20 protein-coding genes are annotated in these 22424 nt (G+C 49.9%); 5 read left to right on the top strand and 15 right to left on the bottom strand.

The features are described 5' to 3' along the window. Positions 1-22: 22 nt before the first annotated feature. The 3 genes from RBT11_07190 to RBT11_07180 form a co-directional block, all read right to left on the bottom strand. A complete protein-coding gene (locus RBT11_07190) occupies positions 23-1573 on the bottom strand; it encodes a hypothetical protein (GenBank protein ID MDX9786542.1) in 1551 nt (516 codons plus the stop codon). A gap of 178 nt (positions 1574-1751) precedes the next feature. Further along, entirely contained in the window at positions 1752-4103 is a 2352-nt protein-coding gene (locus RBT11_07185) for an MMPL family transporter (protein ID MDX9786541.1), read from the bottom strand. Between the two features lie 97 nt (positions 4104-4200). After that, positions 4201-5157, bottom strand: coding sequence for a YCF48-related protein (locus RBT11_07180; protein MDX9786540.1), 957 nt, complete (start codon positions 5155-5157; stop codon positions 4201-4203). A 1330-nt stretch (positions 5158-6487) separates the two neighbouring features. Here RBT11_07180 and RBT11_07175 point away from each other — a divergent pair. Beyond that, a complete protein-coding gene (locus RBT11_07175; GenBank protein ID MDX9786539.1) occupies positions 6488-7228 on the top strand; it encodes a GntR family transcriptional regulator in 741 nt (246 codons plus the stop codon). Positions 7229-7409: 181 nt separating this feature from the next. Here RBT11_07175 and RBT11_07170 read toward each other — a convergent pair whose 3' ends face one another. The 4 genes from RBT11_07170 to RBT11_07155 form a co-directional block, all read right to left on the bottom strand. After that, complete coding sequence (locus tag RBT11_07170; protein ID MDX9786538.1) at positions 7410-8234, bottom strand: outer membrane lipoprotein-sorting protein; 825 nt, start codon at positions 8232-8234, stop codon at positions 7410-7412. A 207-nt stretch (positions 8235-8441) separates the two neighbouring features. Further along, positions 8442-8636 (bottom strand): hypothetical protein, encoded by a 195-nt coding sequence (locus RBT11_07165; GenBank protein MDX9786537.1) that lies wholly within the window; start codon positions 8634-8636, stop codon positions 8442-8444. Further along, a complete protein-coding gene (locus RBT11_07160; protein ID MDX9786536.1) occupies positions 8620-9108 on the bottom strand; it encodes a MaoC/PaaZ C-terminal domain-containing protein in 489 nt (162 codons plus the stop codon). Before RBT11_07160 ends, RBT11_07165 begins: the two co-directional genes overlap by 17 nt. Positions 9109-9168: 60 nt before the next feature. Further along, positions 9169-9786 carry a LysE family transporter gene (locus RBT11_07155; protein MDX9786535.1) on the bottom strand — a complete coding sequence of 206 codons (618 nt, stop codon included), beginning with the start codon at positions 9784-9786 and terminating at the stop codon, positions 9169-9171. A 385-nt stretch (positions 9787-10171) separates the two neighbouring features. Here RBT11_07155 and msrB point away from each other — a divergent pair, with 385 nt between their 5' ends. Beyond that, positions 10172-11368, top strand: a complete 1197-nt coding sequence (msrB, locus tag RBT11_07150) for a peptide-methionine (R)-S-oxide reductase MsrB (protein ID MDX9786534.1) — start codon at positions 10172-10174, stop codon at positions 11366-11368. 79 nt (positions 11369-11447) lie between these two features. Here the strand turns inward: msrB and RBT11_07145 are convergent, their stop codons facing one another. The 3 genes from RBT11_07145 to RBT11_07135 form a co-directional block, all read right to left on the bottom strand. Beyond that, on the bottom strand, positions 11448-11684 hold the full coding sequence (locus tag RBT11_07145) for a hypothetical protein (GenBank protein ID MDX9786533.1): 237 nt from the start codon (positions 11682-11684) through the stop codon (positions 11448-11450). Between the two features lie 94 nt (positions 11685-11778). Beyond that, positions 11779-12375 (bottom strand): YceI family protein, encoded by a 597-nt coding sequence (locus RBT11_07140; GenBank protein MDX9786532.1) that lies wholly within the window; start codon positions 12373-12375, stop codon positions 11779-11781. Between the two features lie 61 nt (positions 12376-12436). Next, positions 12437-13792, bottom strand: a complete 1356-nt coding sequence (locus RBT11_07135; GenBank protein MDX9786531.1) for an FAD-binding oxidoreductase — start codon at positions 13790-13792, stop codon at positions 12437-12439. Positions 13793-14078: 286 nt separating this feature from the next. On the opposite strand from RBT11_07135, the gene RBT11_07130 reads away from it, so the two are divergent. From RBT11_07130 to RBT11_07120, 3 genes are all read left to right on the top strand, one after another. Next, complete coding sequence (locus RBT11_07130; protein MDX9786530.1) at positions 14079-14339, top strand: hypothetical protein; 261 nt, start codon at positions 14079-14081, stop codon at positions 14337-14339. A 162-nt stretch (positions 14340-14501) separates the two neighbouring features. Continuing rightward, positions 14502-14669: a hypothetical protein gene (locus RBT11_07125; GenBank protein MDX9786529.1), complete on the top strand. Its 168-nt coding sequence runs from the start codon at positions 14502-14504 to the stop codon at positions 14667-14669. A gap of 49 nt (positions 14670-14718) precedes the next feature. Beyond that, positions 14719-14985 (top strand): amphi-Trp domain-containing protein, encoded by a 267-nt coding sequence (locus tag RBT11_07120; GenBank protein ID MDX9786528.1) that lies wholly within the window; start codon positions 14719-14721, stop codon positions 14983-14985. 648 nt (positions 14986-15633) lie between these two features. Here RBT11_07120 and RBT11_07115 read toward each other — a convergent pair. From RBT11_07115 to RBT11_07095, 5 genes are all read right to left on the bottom strand, one after another. Next, a complete protein-coding gene (locus RBT11_07115) occupies positions 15634-16686 on the bottom strand; it encodes a prolipoprotein diacylglyceryl transferase (GenBank protein ID MDX9786527.1) in 1053 nt (350 codons plus the stop codon). After that, positions 16680-17678, bottom strand: coding sequence for a phosphatidylserine decarboxylase (locus tag RBT11_07110; protein MDX9786526.1), 999 nt, complete (start codon positions 17676-17678; stop codon positions 16680-16682). The genes RBT11_07115 and RBT11_07110 overlap by 7 nt, the downstream gene beginning before the upstream one ends. Continuing rightward, a complete protein-coding gene (locus tag RBT11_07105) occupies positions 17675-20095 on the bottom strand; it encodes a hypothetical protein (GenBank protein ID MDX9786525.1) in 2421 nt (806 codons plus the stop codon). Before RBT11_07105 ends, RBT11_07110 begins: the two co-directional genes overlap by 4 nt. An 82-nt stretch (positions 20096-20177) precedes the next feature. Then, the gene (locus RBT11_07100) at positions 20178-20528 is read right to left on the bottom strand and encodes a hypothetical protein (GenBank protein ID MDX9786524.1); all 351 of its coding nucleotides are present in this window, start codon (positions 20526-20528) and stop codon (positions 20178-20180) included. Between the two features lie 323 nt (positions 20529-20851). After that, entirely contained in the window at positions 20852-22183 is a 1332-nt protein-coding gene (locus RBT11_07095; GenBank protein ID MDX9786523.1) for a PhoH family protein, read from the bottom strand. Positions 22184-22424 lie beyond the last annotated feature (241 nt).

Below are 22424 nucleotides of genomic sequence, written 5' to 3'. Positions count from 1 at the left end.
ACAATCCATTGACCGACCAGGCTTATAATTTCAACCGAACTTGCAAATACACTTCATCGTTTCTCTCATACGGATTGAAGTATCCGCCCCCCATGCCGTTGTCGAATTTCCCGTCTATGTAAGTGTAATTCAGGCCGACAGACCAATTGTCGGACGGGGCGTATTTGATTGACGGCCATACCATGCCGGCACCGGTAACATCATAGCCGAATACAACTTGCGGCTGCCATCTGTTTCCCTGGCCGAGAAAGCAATTGAAAATCAAGGTGAACATGGTCTGATCGTCCGTATCGTCCATAAATGGATAAAGCAGCGTATCCGGCGAATCGATAATGTACTTCTGAAACATCTGACCGAACATATTGAGGTTTCTGCCACGCATCCATTTAAAGGCAAACTCTTTGTCAAAGCCGACCATGTAGGCGAACACATCTCTTTTGATCACCGTCGGCACCAGGCCGACCGCTTCCCCCAGGAACGTCAGTTGCTGGTCGATATAGGGATGGTCAATATCGTACGCCGCTTCAACCCTGAACACCATGTTCAGATGCGGTTCGAAATAGTTCGCGGTAACACCCAGCGTATGATATTTGGGGTATTTTACTTCCATGAAGGCTCTGGATGCCAACTGCTGTATTTTGGCGACGCTGTATCCGGGCAGTAAAACACCTTGCGCAAGCGCCCCCGCGGCCATGGCGCCATGCTCGTCAAACTCGATGGTCGGCTCCTGAACACGAGAATAAAAATAGAACATGCTCAGGTCCGCATCCCCGATCATTCCCCTGATTCGACCGCCGGCCGCGCAGTTATCGAAATCGGAAGTATCGTCCCCCTCGCGCATCAAAATATTGGCCAGATTGTAGGTCGGAGACCCGGTAGTGCCCAAGGTGGCCAGAGAAAGCCCGTTGAAAACCGGATGCGACCAGGTCGCCCCTTCCGCCGCCAATTTGATCGGACGAAATTCTTCCGGAATCACCACAAACTGAAAGGCCACCTGGTTCCAGCCGGTATCGTAGCCCAATACCGCCATGCGCAAGGGTTGCCTGTAGCCGTCGGCATCCAGGTTCGTATAGAGAAAATGCCAACTGAAATCCACCGGATTGATCACGTCCGCCATTCGGAATAAATCCGTCTCCCCCCAAACCAGTTCCTGGCTGCCGATCTGAAAATTCCATCGGCCGTATTCGCCGGAAAGAACATACTTTCCGAAATCAATGTCTTTGATGTCCTCATCATACTCATCCGGCCGCTGGTCGATGTTGTTGTCGAACTCATACATTCCCTCCCACCAGGCGCGGACTTTGACGCTGTAAGTCAAATTTTCAGTCAGCCGGCCCTTTCCTTCCACCTGCGCCGTGGTTCGCATGATCGAAAGATCGCCCTCTTCGGCAAACCCCTGGGAATGATCCTGCGTCCTGAACCCGGTTTGATTCTCGAGAAACCCGTTTACCTGCAGCGACTCACTGATTTCATACGCTCCACCGCTGATCGCCCCGAGCAGAATAAATCCCGACAGGATGGCAACGGTCACAAAAACCCTTCTCAAGCTTAACATGTGATTTTTTCTGTTCATTCCTCCCCCTTTAGTTTTGGTTGTTTTTCTTCAATGAATAGATCACTTTGGGCATGTCGCGCTATATCATCCCTTGAAATCGCATCGATTTCGAAGGCAATGCAATTCCATCGGGGCACTATTACTTCTTTTCGGGGGCATGCATTGCGCATGCCCCCGATTCGTTGTTATTTATAATTCAGTGAGCAAGCGCTTGTTTTGTTATAAATTTAGGCTTAAACCAGACAACAAAAATCGGTATGGTGATCAAGGCGACGATGGCCACAACACCCATCCAGAAGGCGAGTAAAATACCCATTTCCGCCAAAAAACGCAGCGGCGCCCACGCCCACAGCACCACACTCATCACGATTGTAATCGCGGTGGCCAAAACGGACCGGCCGCTGGTCATCAACGCACTTTCAACCGCAGCCTCCACATCGCCGAGGACCGCATATTCTTCCTTAATCCGGCTGACAATATAAATCCCGTAGTCGACGCCAAGCCCGACGCCCAAGCAGGCTACCGGAAGCGTATTCACATTCAACCCGATTTTATTGAGATACATAAACGCAAAAGTAAGAAAATTTGAAAAAACGAGCGGGGTCAGCAATAAAAAAGCGGCAAAAATGCTTCTAAAACTGATCCAGCTGAAGAAAAACACAAACACAAAGGCCAGAATGACGGTAATCAATTGCGCCATGTAGATTTCTTGGTTTGCCGCACCCAGAATTCCCAGAAGGCCGGCTGCCAGCTTGATTTCCGCTTCCTCTATGGGATTCGCGTCAATAAACGTTTTCGCCCTGTCCAGGATTCGGCTGATGGTATCGCCCTTATGATCCAGGCACAACACCTGAATACTGGCATCCTTGTAATGAATGTCCCCGAAGCGCTGGAAATCGCCCGGCTCGCCCTGTGAAATATAGGTATAATACAAATACCCGATCTCATCCCAGGTGCTCGGAATAAATTCATATTTCGGGTTGTCGCCGTACATGACCATGTTGATCTTGCGCGCCACATCCACAGCGGAAACCGAATACCCCACGGACGGGTCTTTTTCCATATGCCGCTGAAAGTCGTACATCAGATGCGCCACGACCGAGCTTTTAATCGCATCGTTCTTTTTCCCTTGGACAACGACGGTCAATGGCTCGGACGCCATGAAAGACGCATTGACCTCTGCAAAGTCTTTGTTATATTCGGAATCCTGCCATAAAATCGGGCTCCCCGGCCGAATGTCGCCGATTTGAACCTTTAATCCCAAATTCGTGGTCACCACCAAAATCGCAAAAAGTACCACAATAACAGCGACCGAGGTTTTCTTGTAATGGGGCAGTTTTGCAAAAATCAGCATGATCTTGTCGAAGACACCGTTGATAAACCCCGGCGATTCAAGACTCTTCTTGTACTTTTCCGTCGCTTTCTGGCTGACGGGAAAATAGGAAAGCAAAATGGGCCCCAACACGAGGACCCCGATCAAAATGCTGCCGATCCAAAAGGAAGCGACGATCGAAAGCTTTTGTAATAAGGGCATCGGACTGTAAACCAAAAAAATCGCACCGGCCACATCCGTGATGAGTGACACCGAACAGGGCATAAGAAGCGACCGTATCGTTACCACCGCCGCCTCTTTTCGCTTTCCGGTCTTCATCTGCTCTTCGATAAAGCGCATGGTGACCTGAAAGCCGTGGCGAATGGCATCCGCGCTTATCAGAAAGGGAATGACAAAAAGAAGCGGATCAATGGCGTAACCGAGCATACCGGCCAGTCCGGCCCCCCATATACCGCACACCGCCGCGGTTATCACCGGCAACAACACGCCCCGGTAGTTGCCTCTTGCAAAAAAGAACAGCAACAGAACCGTGACCACGCCGGTCAAGAGAAAAATTCGCAAGATATCCGGAAAACTTTTATACACCCACCCATACAAAATGGGCGTTCCGATCATATGAATGCTGTGCTTCTCATCCCGCTCCGCATCGCACATTTGTTTGATCGCATTAAAAATCTCGTTGTAATCCAGGTCCACTTCCAGAAAATCGATGGATAAGGACGCCGCCTTGAAATCAAGGGACACCATGGAGCCGTAAATAAAGTCATTGCTCGCGACATTCCGCCTTAAGGCATCTAATTCGGCTTGATCCTGCGGCACATCGGGAAACAACATAATGCTTCCCACCTGAACCCCGCCGGGAATCGCCCGAATATCCTTTACCTTTCGACTGGCAAGCGAGATGATCTGGTAGTTGTTGACGGACGGCAGTAGCTGAGCGGCTCTTGTCAACCGTTGAATTTTCGATAAGGTTTCAACGTTGAACACATCCCCGTCTTTGACTTTCACCACAACCGTCACCTGATTGGCGCCGCCGAAGATGCTCCGAACGGACTTATGCAAGGCAACATAGGGATGGTTGGCCGGCAGCAAATCGTCAAACTCGGTCCTGACTTTCAACTCCTTAAGATGGTAGGCGAAAAATCCTGTAATAGCCGCCAGTACCAATAAAATAAACAAGCGATGTCTGATAATGATTTCAGAAAACGTTTTCATTGAAAACCGCACTCCATTTCGTTACATTGCAAATTAGCCGGAATGAGAAAATTAGTTTCCGGGCGACATGATGCCGCCTCATTCGCCAATCGGCAGGTTAGTTCAGGATGATCCATTTTCTTTTCGCCTCTCCGCCCCCCGACCAGAGGATACGACCGTGATCCCCGGCGATGAGCGCAGGCCCTTTTTTGGAACCCACGACACATTGAAGCCAACCCGATATGCCCAGCGTCTTATTCAGTTCAAACTCGCCGCTCGCTGCCTTTTCCAGCATGACCCCTCGAAGCCCGACCACAAATATCGTATCATCCATCACGCCGATACCCAGCAGGTTATCCGAAATCGGCAGCTTGGTCCGCTCCCAGCTTACGCCGCCATCCTGCGTTTGTAACAACACACCGTTTTGTCCCACGGCAATTCCCTCTTCCGGTGTCTTGAACAGCACATCACACAGGGCGACGCCATCCGTGTCGTTCATCTGTATCGTCTGCCAGGTGACGCCACCGTCAACGGTGGACAATATGACTTCAAATTCTCCGACCACAACGCCTTTCATGGCATCAAGAAAATAACAACCGTAAAGGGTGACATCTATTCCTTCCAGCGACTGCGCTTGCCACGAATTGCCGCCATCGGCCGTATGTAAAATCGTGCCGAATTCACCCACGGCCCAGCCGTTATTGACATCGCCAAATGCCACGGCAAAAAGGTGTTTATCAAATTCAGTCTTAATTTTAGTCCAGGTTTTGCCGCCGTCGGCCGTTTTAAGAATAAGTCCCCTTGTCCCTACGATGACCCCGTTGTTCCCATCCGCAAAGCTGACGCTTAACAGCGGCTCTTTGGTGCCGCTGTCCTGCCTTTCAAATTGCGTCATATTCTCGGTGACGTGCAAAATGGTGCCGTAATAACCAACCAACCACGCGCTTCCGTTGATCGCTGCAGCGTCATAAAATTTCTCTCTGAAATTTATATTTTGGTTCAAAAATAGTTTGGCGTTCTCCAAATCCGGCGGCAACGATTCCTGCGCTTTACCGACCGGGGGTAAAAACATCATCAGACAAATCATTATTTGAAATGGAACCCACCATTGATTTTTTCGATAGTTCTTCCCGAGCATATCCGTTTCCTTTTTCTATTTATCCCTTGCTATGTGGGGGCGCCCGCGTGGACCGCGTCATTGAATTCAAAAAAAGAATATTGACACGAAAACCCACTTTACCCGCCCGAGCTTCGGGTAAATCGCAATTCGATCGTAAAAGCAGCCATAATCGCCCTTAACGGCTCCTGAGACCCGCGGTGTCTTCTTCAATCACCTCTCTTTCTAAAACTTCAATCGTTTTTCGGTTCGTCATCTGCAAGAAACTTAAAATACTCGGCACGCCGCCAATACAAACCGAAACATTGCGGGTATCCGCAATCAACGCGTAGCCGTCAAGATCATGCCACTGCTTGTTTTAAAATGTCACGTTCCCTATGAAGTCGTTCGTTTTCGTGCTCTGGCCGGTGCATCGCCGTTTTCCCGAGTATTCATGGCCCGATGCAGGAAAAGCCCGTACACCGTCTCAGGCCATTTGTCGTTTTTGTCGTATAAATGCCCCGGGATTCCACTATATCCGCGACACCCGGTTCGGAGGTCATCCTTACCGCTTCAGGCTCAACTATCGAGCTCGCATATTTTTGGCATAGACACACCGCCCGTTCCTTTTGAATTCAATCTGATCTTTGATGTGCCTACTACAACTGGTAAGAGGTGATGTCTGTTGGTTTTTGGGCAAACCGTACTGCACATTGACAAACATTCCGGGCCCTGTCAAGAAAAAATTACCTATAAACATGTTTTATCATGTTATCTAATCCGGCAAAGCCGGATGCTGGAATGCTGGGATGCTGGGATGCATAAAAGCCATCTTTCACCTTCGGCGAATATACACGCAAAAGCGTGCATGTTTCCGGTAAAGGGTCTAAAAGGCGCACTCCGTTGGGTCGTGTCGCCAAGATGAGCGCCCCTATTTTTTATATTGCAACGATTTGTTTTATTTATTTAATTCCATCAAAACAATGGCACGGAAGCAATCAAACTTTTAGTGGTGTCATTTGGATAGATACCCCATAACGAATTATTTCAGCAAAGAATATCTTGGTCTGTTGGTTAATTAATTAAGCATAATTTACATTGACATCCATTTATAGATATGTCAAAAAAAAATTATGTATTAATAGCAGTTGCGATGGAATCGTGCTGCTGACGTCTTTTCGTTATTGCCATGAAATCTTGGCCCTCAAAACAAAGCCCTTTTATGTTGATTGTTTTTTGGCCGAAAGGGGCGTTTAATGGGGTGACAAATGGTATTCAGACTCGCACTGCTGTCAAGGAGACAATTCAAGTGGCCTTAGGTCAAAACATTCCGCTCTTTTTTCGTCTGTATCACAAGCTTAAGCAAGATATCATCAGGGGTGAAATTCAAGAGGGAACCAAAATTGACACCTTAGTGGAATTGGCGCGGCAACATGGCATGTCCCAGACGAGCGTTCGAAAGAGCCTCGATCTTCTTGAAATGGAAGGACTCCTGATCAGAAAACAAGGATGGGGTACGGTTGTCCCCAAAAACCTTGACTTGCAGTTTTTTGATCTTGCAACGCTCATCAGTTCCAAAAGAACCATCCCGGAAGTAAAAACCGCGGATCTTGAATTTATTTCAAAAGACTGGATAAAACCAAATCCCCGGCTCGCAAGCCTGATGAATTTAACGGAAGCTGCCGCGCAACAATCCCTTTATAAATTATACTGCCGGATTATTTTTACCGGCAAGCTAAAATTCAAAGCGCTGATGACCTTCTATCTTCCTGAAAAATGGCTGGCCGCTTCCAATCTCGAAGAAGCAACCCCGCCTCGCGACATCATTATTGGTGTTACCGAATGGCTGGAGTCCAATTCGCTCAAAATGAGAGAATCGCTGCTGCCCTTTCTCTGTACCGACGATATGGCCGAGCTGCTGGGGTTACCCGACGGCACGCCGGTTTTTTACCACACGGTTGTTCTTACGGATGAAAAGCGTCATAACCGCATCTGCTGGGATATGATCAGCACGGCAAACATCTTTTATCGCGAAATGGTATTATCCTAATCCGGCAAAGCCGGATGCTGGAATGCTGGGATGCATGAAAGCCATCTTTCACCCTCAGCGAATATACACGTAAAAGCGTGCATGTTTCTGGTAAAGGGTTGAAAGAGCCTAATTTCTTTGCCCGCCGCCGGCAGGTTCTTTACGTATCTTCGCAAAGAACCTGCCTTCAAGAAGGACCTCTCTATTTGTCGGTTTCAACCGGATAGCAAACTTTTTCCCACACCGGGCATACCAAAGAATATTTAAGCTGTTCAGGCGTGAACATTTCGTCATTAACAAGTGTGCTGTCCGTATTGATCTCGCTCATATTGAACTCCGTACTGGTGTTGCGCTGCAAATCCAGCATCCGGATTAAGAGCGGAACGGCAAAATTATTGATATTCGTTATGTTTTCATAAAGCTGCCGCTTCCATAACCGTCCGGCCGCATCATAATAATCCTGGCGAAGGGGTAAAAAGGAGTCTTTGGCCACCCACGAAACAATCCGTGAATAGAAAACCGGTTTTGCCTGGGATATCGTCTCGATTTTATAGGTCAACGCCCCGTCAAGTGTTTCTTCGCCCAGCAATTTATGCACACCGTTTCGATGCGAATAGCCTAAATCCGAAAAATTAAAATCCGTGCCCAGAAAGCTGTCATAAACCGAGGCGCCTGAAATTTGGCGCACCCTTCCTATGTAGGGGAAATAACTCCATTGCTCAATCTCGGAAGCATTGAATTTATGAAGCAGATAACTGACGCCCTTAACCTCCTTTGGCTCCAGCAAAACGATAAGCAGCCGGTTGCCATCTTGAATCTTTTTCGCCGCAGCCCCGGCCATCATTTGGCCGACGACGACATCCTTGTCCTTTATAATAATGTTGATCTTATGGGACACCCCACTTCGGCCGTCGACCACGCTTAACATTTTCTCCATAATCGCCCCGGCATCGAGCGTTTCAGCTTTCACGGAACCAACAGATAGCATCAGGCACATTAGCGTAGCAAAAAGTAACTGTTTTTTCATTTTTCCCCTCGTGTTTTGGTTTAAAGTTAAGCGGCACAAAGCACACTATCCGTGCTTTCTCACACCACGAAATCACTCTGTCAAACCCGATTGCGATAGACCCATTATCAGAAACATGCACCAAAAAGCGCGCATAACTGGAGAAGGTCATTGGCCGCCAAGCCGCCCGGGTTCCGGCTTTGCCGGTTTGGGGCGCAGCGGCTGATTTCAGGAATATCCCCGCCCGGTTAACTGCATAATGGGCATGTTTAAAATTGTCCGGTCTGTTGGTTTAAATACACTTAAACTAAGCAAGGATATCTTGTCAAGCATGATGCCGATGACATAATCCAGGGTTGATTTATGTGCCCTCGAAACCATGCCGGCAGCTTTTTTCTCAGCATGGTTACGCTGCATCATCATTTAGCTTATTCGTCGGGTCCCCTTCGAATATCATTTGTTTCAGCAGATCACGATCCGAATCAAGTGGCAAGCGGCCGGTCATATGCACTTGGCCTACCTGGTCCCCTGCGTTGTTGCTGAAAAGTGCTTTCGCTTCAGCCCTACCGGAGGCAGCTATCTTGGTAATAACAATACTGCAGGTAATCGTATCGCCAAAGTAGACTGGGCGAAAAAATTTGAAATTCATGCCAGTGGCAAGCCATCCCACCTGACCGCCGAATTCGCAAATCATGGATCCGACCAGCAACCCATGGCAGATAAGGTCGTTAAACCCCTTTCCCTCAGCCCATCGGCTATCATAATGAACCGGATTATAATCCCGGGTAATATCACCGAAAGCATTTGTTTCCGCCCGGGTAAAGGTACGCTCGATCGTAAAGGTATCTCCGGGTTGTAATCCGTCTATCGCCCGTTGTCTGATGGGGTTCACCATTGTATCCTCCATGGGTATAATCAAACGGGGTCTGATTATGGATGGCCTCCGTTCGCGGTGTTAAAAAACACCGAAGCTTTTCATCCCATCCCGAATCAGAAACAAGGCAAACACAATCAATACGAGGCCCAACCCCCGCATGATTCCCAAATAAAGTTTCCCCTTCAGAAACGACCTTGATTTACCGACCAATATCGCCAGTACGACCTTCGATCCAACCAGGAGCGCATAAAACCCGATATTAAAAGACATTGCGGCAGCAGGACTCTCATTCAGGGCCTTAATAGTGGTCGGCGCACCGACACTGATCCAAAAAAGATAAGGGTATGGACTTAACACGTTGACCATGATTCCCCGCCTTAGCGAATTCGGCTTTCGGGTATCCAACCTCAAATCGACGGATTTCACCCAAAAACACTCATACCCCATATACACAAGCAACATGCCTCCGAAAAAGGAAATCAGGCCGAAAATCATGCGATGGTCGGAAAGCTTCGCCAATATGAACACGGAAACCAAGATAATCGGCAAATCCGTGACGATGGGTGCTATCGCCACCTTGATGCCGGCCGCTACATCATGCCTGAGGGTTTCGGAAATCACAAGCGCCAGAAGCGGTCCGGGTGAAAAACCGGCCGAAACCCCCAATACCGTCCCGACAAGCAAATAATTCAGCATAAATCACTCGAAAGAAAAATTCATAGATTGAAGCGAATCGGTTTTCATCGCCGGCCGTTTGGCAGGAGCGCTTTTCAATCTCGACATATCACATCCATGAAATTGCATGCAACCACGTCCGATGTTTCAAATATTGTTTCATCCCTTCCCTCCCGTCTTCACCTAATCCGGCAAAGCCGGATGCTAGAATGCTGGAATGCACAAAAGCCATTTTTCACCTTCGGCGAATATACACGCAAAAGCGTGCTTGTTTCTGATAAAAGGTCTAATCTTTGACCGCTTTCTATGGCAAATTCATCTGGAGTGCCTATATTCAAGATTAATTGGGCTCGAATTTAATGAAACGGCATAACTCACCGGTAACACCGGTTCAGGGAGGTATGATATGAAAACCCTTATCATCACATTAATGGTCACGATGGCTGCCTTTTTCGGGTTTTACCCGGTCAGGGGCATGGGAAAAAGTATGGAAAAAAAGATGAAGACATCTCCGGAGCAAGTTAACACGGCTGTTTTTGCCGGGGGCTGCTTCTGGTGTGTGGAGGCTGATTTTGAAAAAGCGGAAGGGGTGATTGAAGTGATTTCCGGATATGCCGGCGGAAAGACGATGACCCCCACCTATGAAGAGGTCTCGGCGGGCGGCACCGGTCATGTGGAAGCCGTGAAGGTCCACTATGATTCGACCAAGATCACTTATGAACAATTACTGGATTATTTCTGGCGGTATATCGATCCCACGGACGCAGGCGGTTCATTCGTGGACCGGGGCTCGCAATACCGCAGCGTTATTTTTTACGCCGATGAAACGCAACAGCATATCGCCGAGATGTCCAAGCAACAGTTGGAAGCCTCGGGGCGTTTTGACAAACCCGTCGCAACCGAAATTCTTCCCTTAAACACTTTCTACCCGGCTGAAGATTATCACCAGGATTACTATAAGAAAAATCCGATTCGCTACAAATGGTATCGATCCGGTTCCGGCCGGGATCAGTTTATTACCACAACATGGACAGAAAAAGAACCTGAGAAGGAACAGGAGGGGGGAAAAATGACGGCAGCCGCGTCTTCCGAAATAAAAGATCCGAAAAAAACGAGCAAGAATGAAAACAATTGGACCGACATAGGGTATCATCGTCCGGATGATGAGTCACTGCGCCGACGATTGACACCCATTCAATATGAGGTAACCCGGCAAAACGGAACCGAAACGCCTTTTCAGAATCCATACTGGAACAACCACCGGGCCGGTATCTATGTCGATATTATTTCCGGCGAGCCGCTTTTCAGCTCGATGGACAAGTTTGATTCCGGAACCGGGTGGCCGAGTTTCACCCGGCCGCTGGTTCCGGAGAATATCATAGAAAAAACAGACAAAGGCTTTTTTATGGCAAGAACGGAAGTGCGCAGCAAACTCGCGGATTCTCACCTCGGGCATGTTTTTGACGATGGTCCTGCGCCCACGGGGCTTCGCTATTGCATCAACTCGGCCGCGCTTCGCTTTGTTCCAACCGCGGATCTTGAAAAAGAGGGCTATGGGAATTTTGTAAAAATTTTCCAACCCGGTTCCGCTTCGGGACAATAACCGGGACGCCCGGGCGGCTGAACGGCAAAAGGACCGCTGCCGCAAAGCCTCCCGGCCGTTTAACCGGAAGGCCACGCCATCAGGCCGGTTTTATCGCATTTTTGATCATCCGTTTCAGCCCTGCCAACGTACCCTTCCACGTCGTTTCCTCATCGGTCATAATGGAAACGATCACATCTTTTTCAACGCTGACTTCAAAGATCAGCTCCTCATCCCCTATTTTAAAGACGGCTTCACCCCAACGCTGGGCCGGCAGTCCGGTTGCCTCGCAGTCATAATCGGTTCGAACTTCGGCGGTCATACGAACGTCGCTCATAAAAACTCCTTTTCTTCTATTTTGATGGTTGGGGCGGCCGGCCGCCGAACTATGGAAGGCCCTTGGACCTCGCTGAAACCGGACGGCAGGCACCCTACTTATTCCGGGTCGCCTCTATGCTGATCAATACTTTCACATCCTTGCCCACCACGCCCATTTGATAAAACTTGCCGTATCCCACATGGTAGGCCAATCGGTCAATGTCCATGCGGGCTTCGAACCCGGCCACTTCCAACTTGGGGTCGAACGGGTGCTGCTTGGCGCCGAAAAAAGTAAACGGCAGGGTGATCTTTTGGCTGACATCTTTGACGGTCATCGTCCCTTCAACCGTATATTGATCGCCTCCGGCATGCGCAATGGCGGTGCTCTTGAAGGTCATTTCGGGGTATTTTCCGGCATCAAAAAAATCTGCGGATTGCAGATGCCCGTCCCGTTTACTGTTATTCGTATCAATACTTTTGACCTTTACTTTAAAATCAAATCGGCTTTCTTTAAGATTCGCGGGGTCGAATGCAACAACCCCTTCAAACGCATTGAAGTGTCCTTTGACCGTTGAATAAATATGACTGACACCAAAATAAATTCCTGAATGATCCGAATCAATCTTCCATTCGGGCGCCGCCGCAAAACTGTTGCTCCCCAGTATCAAAAGAAAGAAAATCCCCAAAATTAAAGATGCTGCTCTTTTCATAGTTCGGCCTCCTGTTTGAATTCAAAGTATCAATAATGAAAAGGCCGCCGTAACGGGCGGATCAGAAATTAAATGCCTCAAAGTGGATCGATTTTGCCGCAAACCCGATCCGGCGTAAATCCTTTCGAACCTGCTTCACCATCAGAGGCGGGCCGCACAGAAAAATGGCGGCATCCCGACGGCATGCAGAAAGAAGGGTTTCCAGGGCGTTTCGGTCTAACCGCCCAGGCCGACCATCATTTTCCGATTCTCGCGTAAAAATAGGAACCCAATGAAAGCTTGTCAATTTTTCCCGCATGGCCGTCAGTTCATTCACACCGAACAAATGCGCCCGTGTCCGGTTGCTCCATATCAGGGTAATCGGCCGCGAATCCCCCTGATCGGTCATAAACTGCAACATGCTCATCATGGGCGTAATGCCGATGCCGCCGGCAATCATAATCACCTCCCGCCACGACGGAATCATTAGGTGACTGAATCGCCCGAAAGGCCCTTGAATAAAAGCACGGTCTCCTTTTTGAACGGTATTGATTCGATGGGTCCAATCTCCGCAACACCGAATGATCAATTGCACCGTGCCGGGACGCGATGGCGTGGACGCTATCGTAAACGGATGGTACTCCCTGGAAATATGCGCGGAGATTAACGAGATAAAGGCAAATTGCCCCGGTACATAGCGGAAATGGGGTGGTCTTTCCGGCTTAAGATCAATGCAATAGGCATTTAAGCCCGCCATCTCGACTCGGGTAACCAGAAACCGCTTTTCCCCCCACCGCAGCCGACTCATTCGAATCCATACCCAAAGCACGATCGAACCGATAGCCGCCCCGAATACCAGGTTGCGGGGAGGACCCACCGATTCAAAGGTTTCACTGACAAACAGAATATGAACCATTAGCAGGATGAGAATGAGAATGCCCAAGTTCAAATGAATCCCGCGCCAGTTGTGGTAAGCGCGAAAAATTCGACCATGCCAGCGGCCCAATGCGAGCTGCGCGATAATCATTGTCAGGAGAGCGGCGCCCACCCATTCAGGCCAATAGCGAAGCTCAAAGGGAAGAAGCCACCTGCCTTCAGGCGCCAGCACCAGCACGGGATGGCTCACCACCAGCACCCCGATAACATACGCGTTTAACCGGTGAAGGCGATACAAGCCGGGAAGGGAAAAAATGCGGTCCAGCCACTTCAGCCGGCCGGCCAGGGGCAATTGCAGCAACAGCAGAACAGCGGCCGCCAAACCGACCATCTTGGCCGAACGCAGCAATAGTTTATTCACGCCGAATTTATAGTACATCGTCGGCGACTCGAACAAAAAGGGTAGACTCATCGCCCCGCCAATACAGCCAAATACAGACAATACAACCGTTAAGGCCAACAGATTTCGTTTACTGAAACCGTTCGGGATTTTTTCCGTCATCGATTTTCTCTTCATGTTCACTTGTGTTACCCGGCATCGGCTGTTGGTGACTTCCTTTCCATCCCGGTTACCCCATGAACTCGGCTCGTCGCGCTCCCTATTCTGATTCAATCCGATATTTTTGAGGCGCAACGCAACTTTTATTTCACTCGCATTGACCTTGACCAAACTGAAAACGGCTTGAAACCGGCACTCAATTTCTAATCAACCGCTAACGCTATCTTCACATTCACCTGAGATAAAACGAGAAAATTCATTCAACCCTGTTCAAAACGGCATCACTATTATGGAAAAAATAAAAAATAAACTAAAAAGAGAACTGAATACGCAGGCATTGGCGGACTTTCTGTGCCGCTTGGGCAACGAGTTCACCACCCGCCACACCCTTTCCGGCGCTGATATTGCCAACCCGTTTGAGCGGCTGGAACTGCTCGAATTGAAAATTAAGCCCAAAGGCAAGAATTTCACCGTGAGAATCAAGACGGAACATGCCCAAATGCCCGACAAGGCGCCGCCTCATGATTCTCCCGAAAGGTCCGGGGAATGACACGCCCATGAAAGTGATCACCACAAACCCCCTTCGTGAATGGGCCGCCGTGATTCCGAGCAAAATTCCAAAGGAAGTGACCCCGACGTCATTCACCGTAAAAATTGCCGGGCCGGGGCATCAACCCGCAACCTGCTCATTTTCATGGGGGACGACACGCACATGGGCGAAAAAGTGCGCGAACCGGTCTTGCGTGATCCGATGAAAGCCAACCGGGAAATCGGGTGCCAACCGGTTTGGGAAGAGGTGACCATTCGAAAAGGCCTTATCCGCGCGGGAATGGATCGCCCCCGCGTCATTACCGAATACCGGCAGCGCCTGGACGGCTGAAGGGTGCCTGGCCGAATCATTGTAAACCCCACACGGACGGGAGGCAACCATGACGGAAGACGGCAGTTTCGATTATGAATCCATACAGGATGTCCGCACCATTTGCAGTTTTTTGGACTCGTTGAACCAGGGATTTGAGTCCGGTCAAATCATTCTTAGCTCGGATAATGAAACGCTGGAACTGAGTCCTCAAATGCTGCTCAAATTCAAGATCAGCGCCAAGAAAAAAAAAGACAAGAGCCGGCTTGAAATGAAGATCTCATGGAAGCACCTCTCCAAAGAGAGCGATACCGCCAATCTTTCCATAGGAACATGAACCGATTGAACCATTCAGAAACGATTTGGGGAAATCTTCGATTTCTGGTTCTGGAAGTCGAGCATCAGGTCAAACTGACGTGCAGAAGCATTATGGGAGCCGGAACATAAATATGATGCCTCGATTGATGAGTGTTTCGGTCCGGGCCGGTTTGTTCTGAGCGTATTTATCAAATCGGTGGGGCTTTTTTTCGGCACGGAGGTGGACTGTCGCATGCCTGAACCGTCCGTCGCCAATTACCCGAACGATTAACCTTCCGGATGACGGCCGATCCACCAGCAGAAGTGAAGTAGCAAAAGAGACGCGCTGACCTTGTCCCCGTTCCCACGCCTAACCGCGTGGGAAAAAAAATGGTTTTAGAGAAGGACAAGACAATTTGAAAATGAAAAAGCAAACCGACACACAGCGTTGCTGGCTACAATCTGTTCCTAAATTTATCGGACTTCTTGCCGGCTGGGGTCTGACCGGCTTTGGCCTGATTCTGTTTATCACCCCTTTGCCGGGCGGTCTATTGATGATGTTGACGGGCGCCATGATCCTTTGCTGCAAATCCCCCAGCCTTCGCGCTGCAATACTGCGACGACTCGCCATATTTCCCGGCTTACATTCACGCCTGAAAACCCTTTTGAACGCCTGCGATCGCTGCGTTCAAACACGATCCCGCACAACGTGAAAGCTTAGTGAAGATTCGGTCACGCGGCTTTTTCCAAAATAAATAAACACCAAGATCCATAAGAGCTGTAAATTGATCAACACTGCGGGATGCCAGAGCGCCTGAAACCCGGCGGCCACATCGGGAACACGGCTTCCGGTCATGGTAAATAAGCGGCTGATCAACAGCGAATAGGGAATGGCGCTCAGGGCCATCCATTGATAGGCGGACAACCGGCCATTTCCGCGATAATCCGCACGCAAAAATTCAGAAGCAACCCGCCAAAGTTGCGTCAGCATCATCGACACCAGAAAGGCGGCTGCGAACCTGCCGGTCAAAAACAAATACATCCCCGCAACGGCCGCCAGGCAGTTGATGACCGAGGTTATCGCCTGAATCGGAACGAGACGAACCCCCGCCAGGTGATCGGCGTAAACCGCCTTTCGGGTGGGGCAGTAAAAAGAAACCCCGATTCGATAAAACAGACGGCGTAGGGCCGGATGAAGGGTGTCGATCGGTTTGCCGTAGCAACAGCCGAAACTGATACACGCCAGCCGGCCCACGCCTTCACCGAGGGCATAGGCCACGACAATGGCGGAAAGCACCACGATCGGTTGCAGCGCCGAGCCTTCCGGTCCTTTACTACCCGCTCGAAAAAGCAAAATGATCCAGGGGGCTCCCAGCAACCCCACAAATGAAGCCCCGCCGATACTGAAAGTATACCGTTTTTTTTCCACCCACCCGGCAACCAGGCGGGCGGCAGGCACGCAAAGCGCCAGAATACTGATGATGACGCCGATGACGGTAAGGGTGGGTATCCCGCAGGCGGCCAGCAGAATGATCCCCATTGCCGAAGCCAGCGTCACGGCCATCGCATTGAAAAAGCCATAATAGGTGAAATTCAGCCCTTGCCATTGGCCTTCGCCCCGCTTTTTAACCGGCACCGACGCGATAAATTGCCACCCCTCACGAGACAAAAAGGTAAAGCTCCACCACAACAACGCTGACAGTAAAAGGATCAGGGTGATGACGACGATTTCGTTTAACATGGCGCAGCGCTCCCATAGGCGATTTTGGACCGGACATTGACTTCCGTTTCCACGAGGGTTTGGCCGAAACCGGCCGAAAACCGGCTGACGACATCGGTTCGATGCAAGTTCAGAAGAATATCTTCACAAAACTCAATCCGATGTTCCTGAAATATCAAAATAACCACCGAGCTGCCCGGCCGAAAGAGCCCCTTGGGTTGCCCTTTTTTCAAAAACATTCCCGGGGTGATGCCCACGGGCTCATCATACCGTGCTTCGCTATAGCACTGAAGAATATCGCCGATCATCAACGCCACCACTTCAATCATGGCCACCAGCCCGACCCCGGTACCGCCGGCCACATCCGTGTCGATGATGGTCACGACCCGTTTGTTCTTTGAATAGGGCTGCGCCATCTCTACCACGGCGCTTGGATTGCATGAATGATAGGCGCCGCTGATGTCATAAAAATCAATGACGCGTCCTGAGACCGGCGTATGGGAATAATGATACTTTTCAGGCGTTAACCGAAAGACGGCATAGCCGCCGTGATGAAAGGCGGAAAGCCACGATACTTTGTTCGCTCCCAGCAGTTGTTCAAAATCAAAGAATTTTTCTTTGACAAAGACTTGGGACTCGCTGCGAAATGATCCCACCAGCATTCTGGAATCCGCCGGCGCGACAATGTCGGATTCCTGCAGCGGCAAGGGGCGGCATCGCCAGTAGCAAATTTTGCGTTCAAATACCTTGCGGGGCGAATTCAGCTGATTCATGGGGGCAAGACACTCCAGCGGATCGACGCCAAGCCGGCGAATCATTTTTCGCGCGGAGGTATGAACGGAATCAAATTGGAGGCATCCGAGCAGCGCCGACATTCTTGCCGATGTCAGCAACTTGAATAGAAACGGGCTCTGTTCCCTGACCGAAGCATACAACACCCCCACCCATTGATCGGCAATCAGTCTTTCGGTCACTACGGCCGCGGAATCGCGGGCAATGTACTGGTGTCTCATAGGTTAATCACTTTCTCACTTTGCCGGCGGTCATGATCGATGGTCAGCAAACACAAGTGAATCAGCTTTTGAACGGTTTCAAGTTGAATCTCTCCGGCGTGGAAATCCCTGCGGCCGGCTTGAACAAAATCGCCGGCATTTCCGGCTGCCAGTATGCTCAGTAATGATTTGTTGTATGCGCCGTGGCGCCATGAATCAAACGAGTCAAGCACCCGGACATCATCCAGCAGCAAATCAAAGGCCTCATTCACATGCTTTCGAAGCAATTGCTCACGGAAGATGGTTTCGGACCGCGTGTTAAACGCCAGGGCATCGACCTTCAGCGGATCGGATACCCCGAAGTCCGAAAGAATGCGCCTCGTCATTTTCCCGGCCGCGGAACATTCGTCTGCGTGCAGCAATCGATTTTCAAGGTCTTCAACCAGAGGCGCCGCATGGAATAGCTCGAGCAAATCCGAAGCATCTTCTTTCAGCATGTGAATCAACGCCATTTGGTATGCCGAATGATGCACGCGCACATAGTCCGGATAGCGGCGGCTTGCGCGTGTATGGCGGGCATGGCGAAGAATTTTGAGCAGAAACCGGTTCTGCGTCTTCTTGTGGACATAAAAAGTGGGAATACCGATGGCCGCACCGAAAAAAAATTGCCGCCGTTCGCTTTCAATGGTGGGGCTGTCGGGAATATCTTCATGTGAAACCGTTCCGGCCAGTATGTATTTATACGCCAGCGCCGTCAACAAGGTCTGAAGCTCCACTGCGCGACTCATGTCCCCGGTCAGGCTTTCAAACAAACTGTAGTAACGGCCCTCAAAACCGGAAAACCCCATTTGCCGGCATTGCCGCAGCCGATACAGCAGGTATAACGGCATCTCGGTGTCAAAAACCCCCATATTCGCCAAATCCTGTTTGAGCCCCACTTCATTGTTCAATTCCCCGTTCAGGGCCGGATTCTCATCGGTGCTCAGGACGGACACGAAATAATCGAGCAACCTCAAATCGCATACCGTATCGCCTTTGAGCCCGCAAACACGACTCAGCAACCGATCCAGCCACTCCGGTCCAAAGGGCGTGACCGGATGACCGAAAAGTTTCAGCGAAGCCTTTTTCTTCCACCGGCGCCAGAGCATTCGCAAATGCGTATAATCCAGCTCGTGGGGCAAAAACCCGAGCATCTTTTCGGGGTGAAAATCCTGAAAATCGAACCGATACGGCGCCGCGCTGTAGGTGCCGACAAAAAGCGGCAAAAAATGCTCCATGATCTTAATGACGAGATCCCCCAGATACTTTTCGTCCGCGGGACCGAACCCCGAACCGGGGTCCTTCAGCAGCCGGGTCAGTTTCCGGCTGCCCAGGCTGATATGCGTGCCGTTATTGGCCAGACTCACATTGGAGGTGTTGGGCAACACCACAAGGTTATTCACGATGATATTGGCATCTTTTAACTTATGAAGGGCGTTTAGCTGGCTTCGGGAAAGCACCTGATGGCATTTGACCATATAACGGTATTTGTCCTCGCCGCAACGCCACCCGGACAAGCAGGGACTCATGAATAGCTCCCGATAAAAAGCGTCCGGTATCAAATTGTTCAATAATCGCTGACGGTACGGCGGGTTGGGCGCAAAATAAACCACGGTTCGCTGTCCGGTCTGCGTCAACCGGAATTTTTGATTGGCATACTCGGTCAAAAGCTGGCAGAGCAAAAAGCGCTTGGCCGTTTCCTTCACGACACCCATGCCCAATCCGGCCCCATAACGCGTCGGCACCGGATAAAACGAGCATGTTTCCGGGCTCGTGTTGTCATTGGAGAAATGCTCCATGGCCAGCTCCCCGGACGCTCGAACCATCCCGTCGGTCTTCTCACCACCAATGGCATCGGCCAGGGCCAATTTCAGTAGATAACTTACCGGTATTCGCAACGCTCCCGGCTCACCCCGATCCATCAAAAATCGGTGGCAATCCCCCCGCGGCGGGCCGTCGGTAACGGTTTTATCCGCCGCCAGATCGCGGTTTAACACTCGACGCGCATAATCGTTCAGCAGGTTCAGCGCGAATCGGACCCAACTATTTTCCCAAACGCTCACCCGATCGTCTTCCAGATAATCGGTAAGGCCTTCAATCAACTTTTTGGAGCAATCGCCCGATGCGGTTCGCCGAAGAAGATTCTTATAGTAACTGGAGGCTTTGATGGCCAGTGGCAAGTCCGCTGAATCGGCCGTGCCGATAACCGCGGTTTGAATCTCGTTTTCAATCCCGGCGGTGGTATCGTTACCGGCAAAAGGCAGGTGCATTGCAAACAATGAATGACCCGGCGCCGGCACGGACAAGAGATGCCGAATTCTTTCCGGATCATGGGTGCTTAGTCGCCCGGACCGATTCGGCCCGGGAAGTTGGAAAATCCCGGCACGGCTATACCCCATACGCATTCTCCCCTGTTATGGATCAACGATATCGGCCTAAATACGACCGAATGTATATTGGGAGATTGCGATTGGGCGCGGATTAAAAATCGGTTAAAATTGGGTAAGGCCGTTTTTTTTGCGTATAAGATTCGCGCCGCCAGTGATCAGAAGGCAACTCACCACGTTGAAACTGCCGATTCAAAAGCTCAAACCATCCGGCGCCATACACTTTTTTAGGAACGGAAAGGTATCGGATGGAGGCAATTAGATTTTTAAGATCCATCGAGTATTTTTCCATTTGTTGTTTTTTGAGATTGATCGTCAACATCGGTTTTAGAAGCAATCGCTCCACCGACAAGGCCTCTTGATGGGCCAGCCAGATCGCTTCATGACGATCCCTGCTTCCCAGCGCTCTGATAAACTCACCGATATCATAATTTAAGGACAACATATTGGCCTCACACGCCTTTCCATAAAAAACAGGTGACGATCACGTTATGGGGCACTCGCCACATTCTCCCGTCATGCGATCGATTCTGTTTCAGTCTACCCTTCAATTGTTAGGTCATTGTTAGCCGGCCCATAAAATGTTACCGAGCCGCACCTTATCGGTGATAAGCACCTAATCCGGCAAAGCCGGATGCTGGGATGCTGGGATGCCCGGATGCATAAAAGCCATTTTTCACCTTCGGCGAATATACACGCAAAAGCGTGCATGTTTCTGGTAAAGGGTCTGAAAGTCATTCGGTTTCTTGAATATTTTACTTGTCGAATCTACAGCAACGAAATGGCGAGTTCGGAAAGCTCGGAGCGCTCCCCTTTTTCCAAATTGACGTGGGCATAGAGCTTTTGTCCTTTCATTCGCTCGATGAGGTAGCTCAGCCCGTTTGACTGACTGTCCAGATACGGGTGATCGATCTGGAAAATATCTCCCGTCAAAACAATCTTGGTCCCCTCCCCGGCCCGGGTAATGATCGTTTTGACCTCATGGGGGGTCAGGTTCTGCGCCTCATCCACAATGAAAAAGACTTTCACGATGCTCCGGCCGCGAATGTAAGAAAGCGGCGTGATGATAATTTTTTCGGAATCCAGGAGTTCCTTGACCTGCATCTTCCGATTGCTGTCCCCGCAAGGCCGGTTTTCGATGACGGACAGGTTATCAAAAAGCGGCTGCATATAAGGGTCCAGTTTGCTCTTGATATCACCGGGCAGAAAGCCGATATCCTTGTTGCTCAGGGGCACCGCCGGCCGGGCCAGAAAAATCTGACGGTAAAACTTTTTACTTTCCAGTGCGGCAGCCAGCGCCACGAGCGTTTTACCGGTTCCCGCTTTTCCGGTAAGCGTGACCAGCGGAATGTTGCGGTTCATGAGCGCGTCCAATGCAAAAACCTGTTCCGCATTTCGCGCTTTGACACCCGAGCAGGGTTTACTTTCAATGCGACGAATTTTCCCGATAGCCGGATCAAATACGCCCAGGGCCGACACGCTGCCGTTTTTCATAATCAGATATTCATTCGGCATCAGCGGCTCACGGGATAGGGCTTCCGGCAATGGCGTTTCAAACGGAAGCTGGTAGAGTTGCTCGATGGCGGGTAGGGGAAAATCTTCCAGGACATGACGACCTTTGTATATTTCGGAAATATTTTTAACGTGATCGGTAGTATAATCTTCCGCCTTAAGACCGATGGATTTTGCTTTCATTCTCAGGTTGACATCCTTTGTCACCAAAACCGTTTGTTCAAAGGACGTTTTTTCGGCAATCCGATACGCCGTGTTCAAAATATGATGGTCGGATTTTCCGACTGAAAAGTTCATCTTCAGTTTTTCATGAAACTCACCCCCCAGATGAATGCTGACTTTGCCTTTTCCCGAGCCGATGCTGACACCGCCGTTGAACAGCTTATCGCCGGATAGCATATCCAGATTGCGAAGAAATTCTCGTGCGTTGCAATGGATGGTCTCTTTGCCCCGTTTAAACCCGTCTAATTCCTCAATCACGGAAATCGGAATCACGACATTGTGTTCATCAAATTGGTAAAGGCAACTGCTGTCATGTAAAATGACATTGGTATCCAGGACAAAATTTTTTTTCTTTCGATTTGCCATACCCCATCTCCGATCCCGGCAACGCCGTAAGCTGAAAGCTGGAAGGTCAAAAGACGCAGACATCAACAATCACTATTGAATAGATACGAACAAGCGCGTTCGTGCCCGTATATTTCTGATAAAGGCACTGATAAGAATGGTTTTGATGATGAATCGTAGCATCAACATCTCTTCATTTCAATCAATATATGCTTGTCCGGAAAACGGAATCGGTGCTGCCGGCTGTTTTTATGACCGTTCT

This window comes from Desulfobacterales bacterium, assembly GCA_034003325.1.
GTDB lineage: Bacteria > Desulfobacterota > Desulfobacteria > Desulfobacterales > JAFDDL01 > JAVEYW01.
Note: the sequence above shows the minus strand (reverse complement) of the source record. Positions and strands in the feature narration are given on the sequence as shown.

Excerpts from the sequence above, each read along its gene's own strand:
- RBT11_07190 (MDX9786542.1), bottom strand. The coding sequence starts at position 1,573 with ATGAACAGAAAAAATCACATGTTAAGCTTGAGAAGGGTTTTTGTGACC.
- RBT11_07185 (MDX9786541.1), bottom strand. The coding sequence starts at position 4,103 with ATGAAAACGTTTTCTGAAATCATTATCAGACATCGCTTGTTTATTTTA.
- RBT11_07180 (MDX9786540.1), bottom strand. The coding sequence starts at position 5,157 with ATGATGTTTTTACCCCCGGTCGGTAAAGCGCAGGAATCGTTGCCGCCG.
- RBT11_07170 (MDX9786538.1), bottom strand. The coding sequence starts at position 8,234 with ATGAAAAAACAGTTACTTTTTGCTACGCTAATGTGCCTGATGCTATCT.
- RBT11_07165 (MDX9786537.1), bottom strand. The coding sequence starts at position 8,636 with ATGATGATGCAGCGTAACCATGCTGAGAAAAAAGCTGCCGGCATGGTT.
- RBT11_07160 (MDX9786536.1), bottom strand. The coding sequence starts at position 9,108 with ATGGTGAACCCCATCAGACAACGGGCGATAGACGGATTACAACCCGGA.
- RBT11_07155 (MDX9786535.1), bottom strand. The coding sequence starts at position 9,786 with ATGCTGAATTATTTGCTTGTCGGGACGGTATTGGGGGTTTCGGCCGGT.
- msrB (MDX9786534.1), top strand. The coding sequence starts at position 10,172 with ATGAAAACCCTTATCATCACATTAATGGTCACGATGGCTGCCTTTTTC.
- RBT11_07145 (MDX9786533.1), bottom strand. The coding sequence starts at position 11,684 with ATGAGCGACGTTCGTATGACCGCCGAAGTTCGAACCGATTATGACTGC.
- RBT11_07140 (MDX9786532.1), bottom strand. The coding sequence starts at position 12,375 with ATGAAAAGAGCAGCATCTTTAATTTTGGGGATTTTCTTTCTTTTGATA.
- RBT11_07135 (MDX9786531.1), bottom strand. The coding sequence starts at position 13,792 with ATGACGGAAAAAATCCCGAACGGTTTCAGTAAACGAAATCTGTTGGCC.
- RBT11_07130 (MDX9786530.1), top strand. The coding sequence starts at position 14,079 with ATGGAAAAAATAAAAAATAAACTAAAAAGAGAACTGAATACGCAGGCA.
- RBT11_07125 (MDX9786529.1), top strand. The coding sequence starts at position 14,502 with ATGGGCGAAAAAGTGCGCGAACCGGTCTTGCGTGATCCGATGAAAGCC.
- RBT11_07120 (MDX9786528.1), top strand. The coding sequence starts at position 14,719 with ATGACGGAAGACGGCAGTTTCGATTATGAATCCATACAGGATGTCCGC.
- RBT11_07115 (MDX9786527.1), bottom strand. The coding sequence starts at position 16,686 with ATGTTAAACGAAATCGTCGTCATCACCCTGATCCTTTTACTGTCAGCG.
- RBT11_07110 (MDX9786526.1), bottom strand. The coding sequence starts at position 17,678 with ATGAGACACCAGTACATTGCCCGCGATTCCGCGGCCGTAGTGACCGAA.
- RBT11_07105 (MDX9786525.1), bottom strand. The coding sequence starts at position 20,095 with ATGGGGTATAGCCGTGCCGGGATTTTCCAACTTCCCGGGCCGAATCGG.
- RBT11_07100 (MDX9786524.1), bottom strand. The coding sequence starts at position 20,528 with ATGTTGTCCTTAAATTATGATATCGGTGAGTTTATCAGAGCGCTGGGA.
- RBT11_07095 (MDX9786523.1), bottom strand. The coding sequence starts at position 22,183 with ATGGCAAATCGAAAGAAAAAAAATTTTGTCCTGGATACCAATGTCATT.